Raw genomic sequence first — 15,316 nt, 5'->3', positions numbered from 1 at the left:
GACGGCATTCTTGAGGTAGTTCGCCGTCCAGTGTCCGGTGTATCCGCCGCCGATGATGCAGACGTCGGCGGTGGTGTCGCCGGGCAGGGGCGGGGCTGCTCCCCTGCCGGCCCTCTTTCAGTGGCGGGCCGCCTCGGGACTACGGCGTACTCCGGCGGCGGCCACGACCGCGCCGAGGACGCACAGCACTGCGGCGACCAGGGCGGCCGTGTGCACGCCGTTCATGAACGCCTGGTGGCTGCCGTCCACGACGGCGGCCCTGAGCTGCGCGGGCATCGAGTCGGATACGGGTGCGACGCCCATCGCCACGGCGTCCTTCGCCCCGCTCAGACCGGCGGCGGCCTGGGCGGGCGCACCGGCGGAGGTCAGTTCGCCGGTGAGTGTGGAGCCGACCCGGCTGCTGATGAGCGAGATGAGTACGGAGGTGCCGAGGGCGCCGCCGATCTGCAGGGCGGTCGCCTGCAGGCCGCCCGCCACGCCGCCGTCCTTGACCGGCGCGTTGCCGACGATGGCGTCGGAGGAGGACGACATCACCATGCCCACGCCCAGGCCGAGCGCGATGAACGGCGGCCACATCGTGGCGTACGACGAGTCGACGCTCCAGCCGAGCATGGCCAGAGCGGCGACCGCCTGCAGGGCCATGCCCAGCGGCATGGTCAGCCGCGGCCCGAACCGGCCGGTGAGCGCGGCCCCGAGCGGGGAGGCGACGACCGAGGCCAGGCTCAGCGGCAGGGTGCGCACGCCGGCCTCGACGGGCGTGAAGCCCCGGACGTTCTGGAGGTACAGCATGACGAAGAAGATCACGCCGAGCAGGACGAAGAAGTTCAGCGCGGTGATGACCGTGCCGATGGTGAGCGTGGGGTTGCGGAACAGGCGCATGGGCAGCAACGGGGCCGACGCCACCCGGGTCTCGTAGAGACCGAAGGCGAGCAGGACCACCAGGCCGGCGCCGATGGCGCCGAGGGTGCCGCCCGAGATCCAGCCCCAGCTCTCGCCCTTGACGACCCCGAACACGACGGCGAGCAGACCGAGCGCCAGCAGGACGACGCCGAGGATGTCGAACTTCTCGCTCGCGGCGGCGTGATTCTTGCTCTGCGGCAGCACGATGGCGCTGAAGACCAGGGCGAGGACGCCGATCGGGGCGTTGATGTAGAAGACGGACTCCCAGTTGACGTGCTGCACCAGCAGCCCGCCGACGATGGGGCCGAGGGCCGTGGAGACCGAGGACACCATCGCCCAGATCCCGACGGCCATGCCGAACTTCTTCGGCGGGAAGACGGCCCGGAGCATGCCGAGCGTGTTGGGCATCAGCAGGGCGCCGAAGAAGCCCTGCACCGCGCGGAAGGCTATGACGCCCTCGATGGAGCCCGAGAGGCCGATGGCGACGGACGAGAGGGTGAAGCCCGCGACGCCGACGAGGTAGAAGGTGCGGCGTCCGAACCGGTCTCCCAGCTTGCCGCCGAGGATGAGCGCGGCGGCGAGGGCCAGCAGGTAGGAGTTGGTGACCCATTGGAGATCGGAGGTGGAGGCGTTCAGGTCCCGGCCGATCTCGGGATTGGCGATCGAGACGACCGATCCGTCGAGACCGACCATGAACAGGCCGAAGGCGACGGCGATCAGGGTCAGCCACGGGTTGGCGCGCCGGCCACGAGGCGGATCCACGGGTGGGGCCTGCGCCGGCGGGACCGAGGGGTCGGTGATGACGGAGGGCATGGCTGTGCCTGTTCCTTGAGGGGTTGGTTCTGGAGACGACGCGGCCGCTGCCGGTGTGGACAGGGCCGCGGACGGCGGACGTACGGGACCGGCAACGGGCACAGGCGTACGGGCGGCGGCGACCGGCTACGGGAGTGCAGGGCGGGGGCGCGCCCGACGCATCACGCCGAGGCGCTCCGGGCCGTGGAAGGACCGGAGCCTGTGATCAGTTGCGGGCTCGGACGTGCTGGTTGAGTGCCGCGAGCGCGCCCAGCGCGGAGCCGATGGCGTCCAGCTCGCCGTCCGTCAGAGCACGCAGCGCCTGGGTGAGGTGGGCGCTCAACAGCTGCTCGACGTCGGCGACCTGCTGCCGGGCGAGCGGGGTGAGGTGCAGGTGGGCGACCCTCTTGTCGGCCAGGTCCTGCCGACGCTCCAGCAGCCCCTGCTCGGTCAGCTGAGTGACCAGGGCGCTGACGTTGTTCGGCTTCATCAGCAGCGCCTGGGCCGCCGCACGCACGGTGACCCCGTCGTTGTCCTCGACGTGACGGAGCAGCGCGAGCTGCGCCTCAGAGGGCTTGGGGGGTGCGTAGTCACGCGCGACCTGCCGCTCGAGATCCCGAGCCAGCTCCGGCAGGCATGCCACGAGGCGTGCCGCCACGTGGTCGATGTCCTGGGCGGACGCAGCGGGCTCGGGCATGCCGTCAATCTAGATATGAACAGATACCTATGTCAAGCTACCCATGTTGCGCGACAGCGGCAGCGCAGCAGCCCCGACCGGCTCCGAGCCATGGCCGGCGGAATCGGGCACCCACTCCCCCTGAGCACCGTTTACGCCGGAACGCCCGGCCGAGTTCTCTCGGCCGGGCGTTCCCATGTCAGGCGAGCGCGCAATCGCTTCGAAGGACACGGTATAGAGGGGTGGCCTTCCGTGGCCGTGATCTCGGACGTGGCCGAGCCCGCAGGTCCGTCCGTGTCGACGGGATGCCTGGAACACAACGACTTCCTCGGGGACGACGCGGCGCCCCAAGGGGTACGGGACTTCGTGGGCTGAGCCGACCGAGTCCTGGCACGCCCACTAAAACGGCGGCTCGTCAACTGATCCCCGTTTGTCATGCGAATTGTGATCCTTCCCGCGCCCGTCGGAGGGGAGTGGATCGGTAGGGGGTTCCATCAACATGCGCCCTTGCTCCCAAGACGCCAATGCCTCGGAGGCCAAACTTCTACGCTGTTCGCTGGAGCTTTGCGCTAGAACGTTCTCCACCAAAGGAGTCAACCCCCTGCGATGCATCGCCAATTCCGGGGACTCCAGAAATCGAACAGCCGCAACAAGGGCCGCCTCAACCACTCTCGGATCAGAGTCATCAAAGTAGGAGGCGATGCTCGGAAAAGCTTCCGGGTAAATACTCCTGATGTTCAGGAAATCGGGAAATGGCTCGGTCGGCGAATACCCCCCCCACTCTCGAATGCGCCGCTCCTGTTCAATGCTGACATCGAAAGCCACGTCGGCCAGCCATGAAAGGAGCTTGCCTCGAAGTGGGAATTTTGCCCCATCCCATGAAGGAGTGAGTGCGGCTCGACTTTCGCGGTCGCCCAAAAGTGCGGCGACATACCTGAAAGCCTGCGCGGTCGCAGAGTAGACGACTCCGTCGTTGAGGAGAGCGTCATACAGGTGGTTGAGTGAACTCGTTACTGCGGAAAAGTCAGCCGACGCCAAGTCGCGCAGCTTGGTCGGAGTAACCGGGAAGGCCGACCCGTCGGCATTCTCGAGCTCAGCCCAGTCGGTGAGATCGATGATCGCGCATGGATTCAACTTATCGCCGTTCATGTCTATAAGGCCAGCATAGCGGCCTGCAGGAAAGCAGCCAAGGCGCGGCCACCGGGCCGCGCCTTGGCGAATGCATCAGAAGGGTACCTCACTGAAAACTTGCCCGCGCTGAGACCGAACCGCTAGCGATGAGCTCCCCGGCAACATTCCTGCCACGTTTGGCGTGCAGAAACCGCATGGCCCGCCAGGCTTTGAAACCATCAGTCGGCCGGTCAAACCCCCGGATCCCGACTGTTTGGCCAGAATCCTCATGATAGTGGCCGCCTGAACCTCGACATGCGAGCCAAAGAACTTACCGCCGCCGGGGCTCGCCGCAGCAGGAATCTCGCCCATGTTGGCTCTGATCAACGGATGGAGTCGATCGGAAGCCAGGTCAAACTCTCCGTGCCCCTGAACCCAGAGGTACCCGCCGGTAGCAACGTCCGGCCTGCTGGAATATGCAGCATTCTCCGATGCTCTGGCATGCGCCCGTTCATCCGCAGTGGAGCAGTTGTGAACGAGTGCTGAGGTCCCGCCTGCGACCACATAGTACGTATGCAGGTCGGACACGGTCAGGTTGTGAACCGTGGCGTCCTGTCCGGTCCACCGCTGGAGCGCGGCGATCTGGACGTACGTGCCCGCGCTGGTCCGGAGCCATTCGCCGGACTCGAGGTCGGTGGCGTCGACCCACTCACCGAGCTCCGCGACCCAGAATGGGTGACCGTCGGTCGCGGTGATCCTGGCCGTCTTCGAACCGCTCCCGCCGTCGAGGTCGATCGTGACCTGGACCAGATGCTTGAGGCCCTGGCCCTTGATCTCGGCGGTGACCGTCTCGACGATGCTCTCGCCGGACTCCGGGTCGGTCGCGACGACCTTGTCGCCGGCCTTCACCTTCTCGATCGGCTTGGTGGAACCGTCCGCCATCAGCACCTTCGTGCCGGGCACGAAGCTGTTGGCGGCCGAGCAGGAACCGCCGCCGTCGGCCTTGCCGGAGCCGCCGCCGCCGCTGGTGCCGCCCTTGCTGCGGGAGGAGCCGCCGGACTTGCCGCCACCACCGCCCCCGGAACTCTTGCTGCCGCCGCCCTTGCCCGCACTCGGGTGGGAGGAGGACTTGGGCGCGGCCTTGGCCTGGGCCTGCTTGTGGACGGGGTTACCCGTCTTCCGCTTCGCGGCGGCCGCTTCGTCGGCCTTTCTCTTGGCGGCTTCGGCGGCTTTCTTCTTGGCCCTCTGCGCGGCTTCCTTCTTGGCCTTCTCGATGGCCAGCTTCTTGGCCCGTAGTGCGGCCGCCTCGGCGGCCTTGGCCGCCTTGAGGACCACCTCGGCCGCCCGTTTGGCCACCTTGAACGCCTTGATGGCCTCGATGGTGCGGTTGACCGCCTTGATCACCGAGGGGATCTTCCCGAGCTTGGACCACGGGATGGCGTCCACCGCGATGCTGACGCAGGACCACATGTCCCCGCCGAAGCAGGCCATGGCGTCGTTGATGCCGATGAAGTCCTTCAGCGTCTCCCACGCGACCGCCAGGATGACGGAGGTGAGGGACTTGCCCTGCATCGCCTGCGCCTGCGCGACCTGCGCCGCGGACAGACCCGCGCCTGCGAGGGCCGCCGCCTTCTCCGAAGCGCTCAGGACGATCGACAGACCGGTCGGGTCGGAGTAGGTGACCGGGTTGTTCTGCGCGTACGCGTACCCGTTGGACTGCAACGGGTCGTTCAGGTCGAGCATCGGGTCGACGGACAGGAAGCGTCCGACCACCGGGTCGTACAGCCGGACACCCAGCGGCTGGAAGCCTGAGGAGTCGTCCTCGGTCTGACCGAGGAATCCCTTGTGGTTCTTGAGGTCGGTACCGGCGGTACCGCGCTCGTTGCCGAAGGGGTCCTGCTTGCGGATGCGGACCGGCATGCCGCCGTAGAGACCGACCTCCGTGTACGCGCTGCCCTGGTGGTCCGTGGTCTGGGCGACCAGGGTCTCCGCCCCGGTGCCGTAGGCGTAGCGCATGACCGCGCCACCCGGAACCCCGTAGGTGCGCTGGGTGTTGACCAGGGCGCCGCCCTGCTGGACGGTCACCTCGGCATCGCCCAGGTGGAGGGTCGCCTGCTTGCCCTGGATGGTGAGCAGCCGGGCGCCGTCGGGGCCGTAGATGTGACGGGTGTCGTTCTGCGGCAGCCACTGCTGGGCGGTCTGGGCCGCGGCACAGGTGGTGAGCACGATCGGCGTGCCGTTCACGTTCGCCGCGCCCTGCACCGCGAGGCAGAGGCCGGAGGCCGAGTGGATCAGCTGACCGGTGCTGTTGCGCTTCAGCTCCTGCGCGGCCGAACCGTCGCACTTCTGGATCCGGAGCGCCGACCCGGCCGTGTTGGCGGCGGGCTGGAGGCACCAGGTGCCGTACACCGAGAGCGTGCCCTTGTCGGGGTCCGTCTGCGGCGCCGACGCCGTGCCGGGGGCGGGCGTGAACTTGAAGTTCTGCGCCGCCGAGGCGTTGCAGGCGGAGAGCTGGATCGGCTGGCCGGCCGCGGCCGTGCCCGACTTCAGGTCCAGGCACTTCTGGCCGAGCCCCACGTACGGGGTCTTGCCGCCGGTGCCCGCACCGGTGATCCGGTCGACCTGGCCGTCGTAGGTCCAGGTCAGGTCCTGCTTGTCACCGTTCTCGACCGAGGTGACCGAGCTGGTCTCGCCGGTCAGCTCGTACAGCCGGGTCGCCTCGGCCTTGATCTGCGCCCCCGCGGGGGTCGTGTAGCTCTTCGACACCTTGGTCAGCGTGTGCGGCTGGTCCTTGGCGGCGTTCTTGCCGTACGCGTACGTGGAGACCGCGTTCTTGGCGGTGTTGCCGGAGAGGTCGTTCTCGGTCAGCTTCGTGCGGTTGCCGAGCAGGTCGTACTCGTACTCCTGCCAGTAGCCGGAGCCGTCCGTGCCCGAAGCGGCCCGGAGCGTGCCGTCCGCGTTCTTGTTGAGCGAGCCGTCCGGGTTCCGCGGGTTGACGCAGCTCGTCCGGTCCTTGGACGTCCAGGCCGACTTGAGCTGGCCCAGCGGGTCGTAGACGAAGCACTGGCGCTCCGCGATCCCGGTGGACTTCTCCTCGATCGAGGTGACGTTTCCGGCCGGGTCGTAGGTGTAACCCCGGTTCGAGACGAGGGTGCCGCCGACGACGCTCTTGTCCGCGGTGGCATCACCCTTCTCGCGGTAGACCGACTGCTCGGTGAGCTCGCCGCTGCCCTCGTCGAAGGCGTTCTGCGTCCACACGCGGTACGGCTGGGCGCCGAGCGTGGAGCGGAGCACCTGGCCGTAGGCGTCGTACGTGGTCTCGGAGCCGTACCAGTCCTTGCCGGAGATGGAGAGCGGCTTGCCGTCCTTGTTGTAGCGGACGACCAGCTTCTCGGCGTCGAACTTGCCCACCGCCGGAAGGGTGGTCTCGTCCAGCATGCCGCGCTCGTTGTACGTGTAGTCGTACGTGTAGTCCTTCTTCAGACCCCAGGTGTCGACGATGGACTGCGGCAGGGACAGGGTGGTCGAGGTCGGCTGGTACTCCTTGGTGTAGCCGTTCACCTTCTGGGTGTACGCCTGGAGGTCGGTGTATCGGGTGGCGGTGGCGGGCATGCCCACGCCGCCCGGAGCCGTGTCGTACGTGAACGAGGACAGCAGCTTGCCGGTGGCCGTGTTCTCGCGCACCTCCTTCGGGCGCGACAGCTCGTCGTAGCCGTTCCAGACCGTGACGCCACGGGCGTTCGTGGTCGTCTCGAGCCGGCCGAAGGCGTCGTAGGCCGTGCGGGTCGTGCCCGAGTCGGGGTCGGTCGCCGACTCCATCCGGCCGTTGTGGTCGTACGTCCACGACCACGGGTGCGTCGTGTCCGCCGAAGCGGTCGCCGCCTGGACCTGGCCGTGCGCGTCGAACCGGTAGCGCGTCGACGTGAAGCCGCCGGGGGCGGCCGGGTTGAAGGTGTCCGTGCGCACGGTGCGGCCCGTCGCGTCGGTCCAGACGCGGTAGGACGAGTCGCCCTCCGGCTGGATGACCTTCGACCAGTCCTCACCGTACTCGTAACGGATCGCCCGGTCCTCGTACGGCTTGGAGAAGGACTCCTTGGTGTCCGGGTCGATCCACTTGAGGTACGGCGTCTCCTTCAGCACGCGGCCCAGGCCGTCGTAGGTGTAGCGCGTGATGTTGGGGACGGTCGTGTCGGCGAGCGGGCTGAACAGCTCGCCCGGCTTCGCCTCGTCGGTGAGGTAGGCGTTGTTGGTCTGGTAGACCTCACCGGAGTTGTTGTACAGCGTGTCGGTGATCAGCCAGCCGGCGTCGCCGTCGGCCTCTTCCTGCGTCTGCCGCTCGCGGCCGAGGCCGTCGTAGAGGGTGACGGAGGTCTCGATCCGGTCCTCGTAGCCACGCGCGTACGTGGTGACGTAGGGAGGCTTGCGAATCTTGATCTTCGAGTCGGTGGGGTCGGTCTCTTCCTTCGGGACCGTGTAGACCGCGCGGAAGTCCGCCACGCCGGTGCCGGGGGTACGGCCCGGGGCCCAGGCCTCGGCGAGCCGGCCGAGCGGGTCGTACACGGCCTCGCTGACCAGGTTGTTGGCGTCGGTCGTCTTGACGGTGACCGAGCGGCCGGGCTCCAGCTCCTGTATCTGGCGCTGCCCGAGGATGTTGGTCGTGGTCACCTTGAAGACCTGGCCCGTGGCCGGCCCGATGGAGTCGTAGGCGATCGTGGAGGATTTCGGGACCAGCTGCTTCAGCTGTTCGGCCGAGGTCTCCTTGACCACGCGTCCGACGGCGTCGAACTCACTGGTACCGGTGGTCTGGAAGCCGGTGCCGGCGCCGTTGAGCGTCCACGACTCGGTGGCCAGGCCGCGGGTAGTGGAGCCGAGCGCGGTGCCGTAGGCCGTGCCGTCGTAGGCCGTGCGCGTGGCGCCGCTCAGCGAGCCGAGGTCGGACCAGACGGCGTTCGCACAGGTCGTCGGCGAGACCAGGACCTGCTTGGACAGACCGATCATGTTCTTGTCGGGCCGGTGCAGGTACTCCAGCTTGGTGCAGGACTCGTCGCCGGTCTTGGTGGGGTCGGCGTCGCCCAGCGACTCGACCTCGGTCGGCAGACCGTAGGTGGCGTCGTACTTCGACGTCGTCCTGACCGTGCGCAGGGTGCGCGGGTCGTCCGTGTTGTCGCCGGACGACTTGGTGTACGCGATCTCCTCCGGCTCCGTGACCCGCCAGGCGCGCAGCGGGCTCAGGCCGTCGTCGCGGTTCCGCTTGGCGAGTTCGGTGGCCTCGGGCTTGGTGACCGAGCGGGACAGCCAGTCGGAGTCGGCCTTGGTGGAGTCGGTGTACGTGAGCTCCTCGGCGATCCGGCCGGCGAACGGCTCCTGGTCCTTGGCGATCTCGGCGCCGGTGATGTCCTTCACGGACACGGTGTCGCCGAGACCCCGGAAGAAGCGGGTGACCGACTTGGAGCGCTGTCCGGCGGTGTCCGCGGCGCCTTCGACGACCGGACCCGTCAGGACCGTGGTCTGCTCGAAGCCCGCGAACTGCGAGTAGGTGCGCTGGGACTTCTTGGTGAACTCGGACTCGGCGAGCTTCCAGGCCGGGCTCTTGTACCGGTACTCGGTCCTGGTGGTGAAGTTGCCGTCGATGTTGGGCAGTTCCTCGACGGTGTCCACGGCGTACTTGTGGAACCAGTCGATGTCCTCGACCTCGGGGTCGGGGTTCCAGAACGACGGGTAGCAGAGCCGGTCGTTCCCCTTCAGCTCGGCCTGCAGCCTGGCCATGGCCGTGGCACGGTCCTCGCCGGGCTTCTGGTCGAACAGGGGGAGGTCACCGGTGAGGCAGTCGCCCTCGACCGGCTTGTACGTGACGATGGTCTCGCCGCCGTACTCGTTGACGACGCGGCCGACGCGCAGCCGGGAGAAGCCGGGCCGCGAGGGGTGGACCGCCTTGACGCGGTTCGGCATGTCCTCGGTGTTGGGCTCGAACCGCACCGTGTTGAGCTGCACGCTCGCGTCGGTGGTGCCCTTGCGGGCGTAGCCGGTGCGCTGGATCGACTCCAGCCACAGGGCGGTGTTCGGGCCGGTCAGCAGCTTGGCGAAGCTCTGCTGCAGCTGGTACTCGTCGACGACCTGGCGGACATCGGTGTCGGTGCGCCGCTGTGCCGAGGTCGTGATCCTGTCGAGGCGCTTGCGGGACCAGAAGGACGGGCCGGCGTTCCAGCACTTCTTGCCGGACGCGCAGCGCATGTCGACCGGGGTGTCGAACCAGGGCCGGTAGTTACGCGGGTCCTTGGAGGTGAAGTTGGTGTCGGAGCACGTGACGTCGTCGACGGTGTAGCAGCGCTCCGCCACCTTGAAGCCGACCCGGGCCGGGGCGGTTTGGGTGAAGATGGTGTCCTTGCGCTGGCCGTAGTCGATGTGGTTCAGCCAGCCGTCACGGTCGTATGCGACCGGTGCCTTGAAGTTGAAGTTACGGGCGTAGTAGTTCGGGTCGTCCTTCTCCCACCACATCGACATGGCGTTGCCGTGGACGTCCTCGACGTAGTCGAGGCCCCAGCGCCAGCCCTGCGTGCACCAGGAGTTGGTCCAGTCGGTGGTCGTGGGGCCCTTGTAGCAGTCCTCGCCCGAGTGGTTGCCGTAGACCGGGACCGTGAGCACCGAGTCGGTGGTCGGGTCGTCGGCGGCGTCGCCGTGGTTGGACCAGCCGGGGAGCTTGTTCTTGCCGAAGTGGTACTTCGTGCCGTCCTTGGTGGTGACGATCCAGTACTCACCGTCCTTGGCGCCGTTGCCGGTGGCCTCGCCCTTGATCACCTGGACGGTGGAGCCGTCGCCGTTGGCCGTGAACCACTTGCTCTTCGTCGCGTCCCAGACCAGTTCGGTGGTCATGCCGCCGAGGGAGAGGGTGGCGTTCTCCGAACCCCAGCACAGGTCCGCGGTGCGGTGCGTGGCGTTGTTGGAGCCGGCCTTCTTGGAGTCCTGGCGGCAGTTGGCGTACGTACGGGTGATGGAGCCCGCGTTGTAGTCCCAGCCGTCGCCGATCCAGGAGGCCTGGTTGTTCGTCGAGGACGTGCGGCCGTCGACGGACTGCGAGGAGTACGCCAGGTTGACCTTCGGCATCAGGCCGCCGGCGGTCTCCGGGACCTGGATGTCGTACGAGTAGGTGAAGGCGCCCGAGGAGGAGCCCGACGACCAGGAGCCCGAGGACAGCAGCGGCGAGGCCGTGAAGTCACCGGACACGGACGAGCCGGTGTCGAGGCCGCCGACGGCGGCGCCGCCGTTCGCGGAGACCGCGGGCTGGACGCCGTCCTGGTAGGACGCCTTGGTCGCCCGGGAGGGGACGAAGCCCTCGCCGACGAGGCTGGAGACCGGGATGCTGCCGGTGAGGATCTTGCGAGTGGGGGCGTTCTTGGCCGTCTTGGTCCTGGTCGGCGCGTTCTTGGCGGACACGGTCTTCACCGTGCTGCGCAGGCGCTGGAAGTCCTTCTTGCCGTTCTTGACGTCCTTCTCCCCGTCGGAGAGGGACATCGTGCTCGTGCCGCCGCCGTCGGCGCAGTCGCCCAAGTTCGGGGTGGAGTAGACGCATTCGGGCAGCAGCATCAGACCGAAGCGGTCTGCGGCCTGCGGTCCGTAGAGGTCGGCGAAGCCCGTGGTGTCGATGCTGATCGCCACTTCGGCGTCAGGGTCGACCGTGGCCGGCGGGGTGAGCTTCATGACGATGCCGGAGACGCCCGCTTCCTGCGAGGTCGTCTGCGGGGCCACACCCACGGTCCACTCGCCGGCCAGGGCGGCGGGGTCGCCGCCCTCGGGGACGCCGATCGCGACCGGCAGGTCGTTGCTGACCGGCTTGGTGGTGCCGGGCGCGCTGTCGGTGTCGAGCGTGGCATGACCACTGCCGGAGACCCACGTCTCGGTGGCGGTGGGGGTGTACGGGGCGACCGGATTCTCCGGGGCCAGGGTCAGTTTCTTGTCGGCGGCCGCGTCGCCCTCGACGGTGGTGGCCTCCGGCAGGTCCGGGAGGCCGACCTGGGCGATCGACTCCTCGCGGCTCATGCCGGGACCGGGGACCGCGAGCGCCTGGCTGCCCAGGGTGGTCACGGTCAGTGTCGAGGACAACAGAAGGACGATCGCCGTGCGGCTTCGCCGCCGGTGCCGTCGTTGTGAGTCCGTCATGGCTAGGCGTCCCCGCCCCAGCCATGACAGCGGACCTGAAGCACGCATACGCGTCGACTCCCACCCTGGCGGTTCAAACGATGGTCGAGGTGCGGAAAACACCAGATGGCACACCTCTGCCTCAGACGCGTGCGTGCGCACTCTCTGGCATGTCCGCCACGAATTTCAAGATCGGCAAAAGGTGATGAGAGGCCCCTGAAGTGATCTGCGTCATGGAGTGAAGCGGGGCACGGAGTGCCATTGACGGCCAATCAGGAGAACGGGACATACGGGCGGTCACCGCCTATACGCCCCCGGAAAAGCCCTGAATCCGCACGAGTTGACTGCCGGTCAAGACGGCCCCATGGGCACGTAACGGATTCATAAATTCTTCACGCGTAGACGTCAATGCTTCACATGTGTGACTGTGTGCCCGCCTTCTGCCCCCGCGGCCTGCCGACTGGGGCTGTCTGTGCTGTCCTCAATCCGCATGGTTCCCACCGGAGTAGACCGCCGTGACCGCGCCGCCTCGTTTTCTCAGCCCCTTCGTGCGCACGCGCACGCGGCTGGCCCTGACCCTCGGCCTCGTGCTGGCCGCCCTGACCGCCGCCCTGCTGCCGTGGTGGCAGCCCGGCGGCTCTTCCCCGACCACCGCCGACGGCTCCACCGGAGCCACCGACGCCGCCCCCGCTTCCACCGGTCCGCGCGACGAGGCCACCGCCATGGCCCAAGCGCTGCGTACCCACGCGCAGGTACTCGTCGACACGGCGACCAGCGGCACAACGCTGACCTGGGCGCTGCCCGACGGCCACTTCAAGACCCGGATCACGGCCGCACCCACCCGGGCGAAGAACGCCCGGGGCGAGTGGGCCCCGATCGACAACACCCTGAAGCGAACGGCGAAGGCCTCCAAGGGCCTCGGCATCGCGCCCGCGAACCCGGCCGTGCCCGTCCGCTTCGCGAGCGGCGAGGCCGGGAAGGCGCGCTCCGACCGCTCGTTCACCCGCACCGCAACGCCGGGTGAGACGGTGCTCGCCGAGGTCGAACTCGACGGCCACACCGTGGCGTACACCTGGCCGGGCGCGCTGCCCGAGCCGGTCCTCGACGGGCCGCGCGCCCTGTACTCCGAGGTCCTCCCGGGAGTCGACCTGCTGCTCGTCGCCCGGGAGGAGGGCGGTATGGCGCAAGTTCTGATCGTCAAAACCGCCGAGGCCGCGCGGCAGGAAGCGCTCAGGACCGTCTCGTACGGCCTGCGCTCCGCCACGGCCGTGTTCCGGCAGGACCGCAAGGCCAGCAGGGTCCAGGTCCTCAACGGCGCCGGCAAGGAGGTCGGTTCGATCCCGACGCCGTTCGCGTGGGACTCCAGCGGCCGTGACCCCGAACTGCCCCCGGGCGCCCCGAACCGCAACTCCGTCGCCACCCCGGCCGACGTGCTGAAGCTGTCGGGCCTGACCGGCATCGAGCCCGGTGCGCAGTCGACGCCGCTGCCGATCACCCTGGACGGCGCGAACACCCACGCCGCCCGGCTCGGCCTCGGCTTCGCCGCCACCGGTCTGGCGGCGCGCAAGGACGTCACGTACCCCCTGTTCGTCGACCCGCCGCTGAACCCCGGCTGGGACGCGTGGACGGTGGCCTACAAGCCGTACCCGAGCACCAGCTTCTTCAACGGCACCAACTTCTCCTCCGGTACCTCCGACGCCCGCGTGGGCCACGAGTCCGACACCGGCGGCACCGCCCGCTCCTTCTGGCGGATGGACTGGTCGAAGAGCATCAAGGGGGCGACGATCACCTCCGCGACCTTCAAGGTGCTCAACAACCACTCCTGGTCCTGCACGGACCGCGAGTTCCAGCTGTGGCGCACCGGCGCCATCTCGTCCGGCACGACGTGGAACGCGCAGCCGAGCTGGTCCGACGAGATCCAGCGCAAGTCATTCGCGCACGGCTGGTCGACCTCCTGCCCGGACGCCTACGAGGCCTTCAACGTCAAGGACGCCGCCCAGTACGCCACCGACAGGGGCGATTCGACCGTCACCCTGGGCATGCGGGCCTCGAGCGAGTCGGACACCCAGACCTGGCGCAAGTTCAAGGCCACCTCCGCGACCATCGAAGCCGTCTACAACCGCAACCCGTACGAGCCCACCAACGGCGCCTCGAAGCCCGGCGGCCCCTGCACCCCCGCACCCGGCGCGGGCGTGACGGTCGGCAAGACCAACATCACCCTGTCGGTGACCGCCAAGGACCCCGACAACAACATGAGCAAGGTCCGCTTCCGGTTCTGGAAGACCGGCGGAACGGTCCCGGCCGGTGTGGAGATCCCGATCGGCGGCGCCGGCGGCACCGCCACGTACACCATCCCGTCCAGCGACCCGCTGCTGAAGGACATCACCACCAACACCACCTTCTCCTGGGACGCCATGGGCAAGGACTCGGCCGGTGCGGTGTCCACCAACTACCCGCCGGGCACGGAGCCCTGCCGCATCACGGTGGACCCGAGCGGACCGTCCCAGCCCGTCGTCACCAGCGACGTCTTCCTCAAGGCCACCGCGGACGGCGCCACGTGGGCGACGGTCGACTTCGGCCGGACCGGACCGATCACCTTCGAATCGCCGGGGGCCGTGAGGTTCACCTACGCCTGGGGCGGAGTCAGCCCGGTCTCGGTCAACGCCGACGCCGACGGCCTCGCCACCGTCCCCGCCCTGCAGCCGCCGAACGCCGGCCCCAACACGCTCCAGGTCTACGCCTACGACAACGTCGGCAACGCGAGCGCGCGGACGGACCACACGACCTACGTCCCGCCGAGGGACAATGCCGACGCCCCGGGTGACACCGGTGGCGACGGCACCCCTGACCTGCTCATCATCGAGAACACCGGTCTCCTGCGGACGTATCCGGGCCAGCCCGGCGGCGAACTGTACGGACAGCTGACCTCCTCGTACGCCATGGGCGCCGACGGCAAGCCGGTATTGGCCCCGGCCAGTCACTGGTACAACGCGACGACCGGCAAGGCCGCGCTGATCGCGCACTACCAGGACGCCTATCCGGGCGACGGCACCACGGACCTCTTCGCCGTCACACCGGACGGCGGATTCTGGCTCTACCCGGGCGACGGCTACGGCTCGTTCGACATCGGCAAACGCCTGAAGATCCGTGTCCCGTCGAACACACCCGCGCCGTCCACCTGGACCCAGCTCAAGGCCGTCGGTGACATCACCGGCGACAAACTGCCCGACCTGGTCCTGCGCACCGACATGGGCTTCTGGGCGCTCTCCGGCTACAGCGGCGCCACCTTCCGGAGCGCGACCCTGATGAACTCCGACGCCTGGGCACGCCGTGACATCGTCAACGTCGCCGACATGAACAAGGACGGCACGCCCGACCTGCTCTGGCGCAACCTGGACAACGGCAACATGTACGCCCGGCACGGCAAGCCGGGCTCCGTCACCGGCAGCGTCGACCTGAACTCCCTGATGCTGGCGGCCAACTCCTTGAACGGCGACGTCCCGTTCGGCACCAGCTGGACCGAGGCCAACGTCGATGTGGCGATCGGCATCCCCGACATCAACGACGACGGCATCCCGGACATCTGGGCCCGCTTCGCGTCGGACGGCCACATGGCCATCTACCACCCGTCCACCACCAACACCAACCCGCCGGTGAAAACCGTCATCGGGTCCGGCTGGGGCGACAAGCGGGCCTTCGGGTGAT

General features: G+C 68.4%; 6 protein-coding genes. 2 read left to right on the top strand and 4 right to left on the bottom strand.

Features of this window, described 5'->3' with window-relative positions; genetic code table 11:
• Window positions 1-117: 117 nt before the first annotated feature.
• Together ABTX18_RS06135 and ABTX18_RS06130 are read right to left on the bottom strand one after the other, a co-directional pair.
• Window positions 118-1,713, bottom strand: a complete 1,596-nt coding sequence (locus tag ABTX18_RS06135) for an MFS transporter (protein ID WP_352121535.1) — start codon at window positions 1,711-1,713, stop codon at window positions 118-120.
• A gap of 205 nt (window positions 1,714-1,918) precedes the next feature.
• Complete coding sequence (locus ABTX18_RS06130; protein ID WP_352121534.1) at window positions 1,919-2,389, bottom strand: MarR family winged helix-turn-helix transcriptional regulator; 471 nt, start codon at window positions 2,387-2,389, stop codon at window positions 1,919-1,921.
• 231 nt (window positions 2,390-2,620) lie between these two features.
• On the opposite strand from ABTX18_RS06130, the gene ABTX18_RS06125 reads away from it, so the two are divergent.
• The gene (locus ABTX18_RS06125) at window positions 2,621-2,743 is read left to right on the top strand and encodes a hypothetical protein (RefSeq protein WP_352121533.1); all 123 of its coding nucleotides are present in this window, start codon (window positions 2,621-2,623) and stop codon (window positions 2,741-2,743) included.
• 24 nt (window positions 2,744-2,767) lie between these two features.
• Here ABTX18_RS06125 and ABTX18_RS06120 read toward each other — a convergent pair whose 3' ends face one another.
• The gene (locus ABTX18_RS06120) at window positions 2,768-3,517 is read right to left on the bottom strand and encodes a hypothetical protein (RefSeq protein WP_352121532.1); all 750 of its coding nucleotides are present in this window, start codon (window positions 3,515-3,517) and stop codon (window positions 2,768-2,770) included.
• 75 nt (window positions 3,518-3,592) lie between these two features.
• A complete protein-coding gene (locus ABTX18_RS06115) occupies window positions 3,593-11,512 on the bottom strand; it encodes a ricin-type beta-trefoil lectin domain protein (protein WP_352121857.1) in 7,920 nt (2,639 codons plus the stop codon).
• 614 nt (window positions 11,513-12,126) lie between these two features.
• On the opposite strand from ABTX18_RS06115, the gene ABTX18_RS06110 reads away from it, so the two are divergent.
• Window positions 12,127-15,315 (top strand): DNRLRE domain-containing protein, encoded by a 3,189-nt coding sequence (locus ABTX18_RS06110; protein WP_352121531.1) that lies wholly within the window; start codon window positions 12,127-12,129, stop codon window positions 15,313-15,315.
• Window position 15,316: the final 1 nt, after the last annotated feature.

This window comes from Streptomyces sp. NPDC096323 (genome assembly GCF_040302845.1).
Taxonomy (GTDB): Bacteria; Actinomycetota; Actinomycetes; order Streptomycetales; family Streptomycetaceae; genus Streptomyces.
The sequence above is the reverse complement of the archived record's forward strand: the minus strand, read 5'-3'. Positions and strand labels throughout refer to the sequence as shown.

What these genes read in the sequence shown, in the direction of transcription:
- ABTX18_RS06135 (WP_352121535.1), bottom strand. Translation starts at nt 1,713, where the DNA reads ATGCCCTCCGTCATCACCGACCCCTCGGTCCCGCCGGCGCAGGCCCCA.
- ABTX18_RS06130 (WP_352121534.1), bottom strand. Translation starts at nt 2,389, where the DNA reads ATGCCCGAGCCCGCTGCGTCCGCCCAGGACATCGACCACGTGGCGGCA.
- ABTX18_RS06120 (WP_352121532.1), bottom strand. Translation starts at nt 3,517, where the DNA reads ATGAACGGCGATAAGTTGAATCCATGCGCGATCATCGATCTCACCGAC.
- ABTX18_RS06115 (WP_352121857.1), bottom strand. Translation starts at nt 11,512, where the DNA reads ATGAGCCGCGAGGAGTCGATCGCCCAGGTCGGCCTCCCGGACCTGCCG.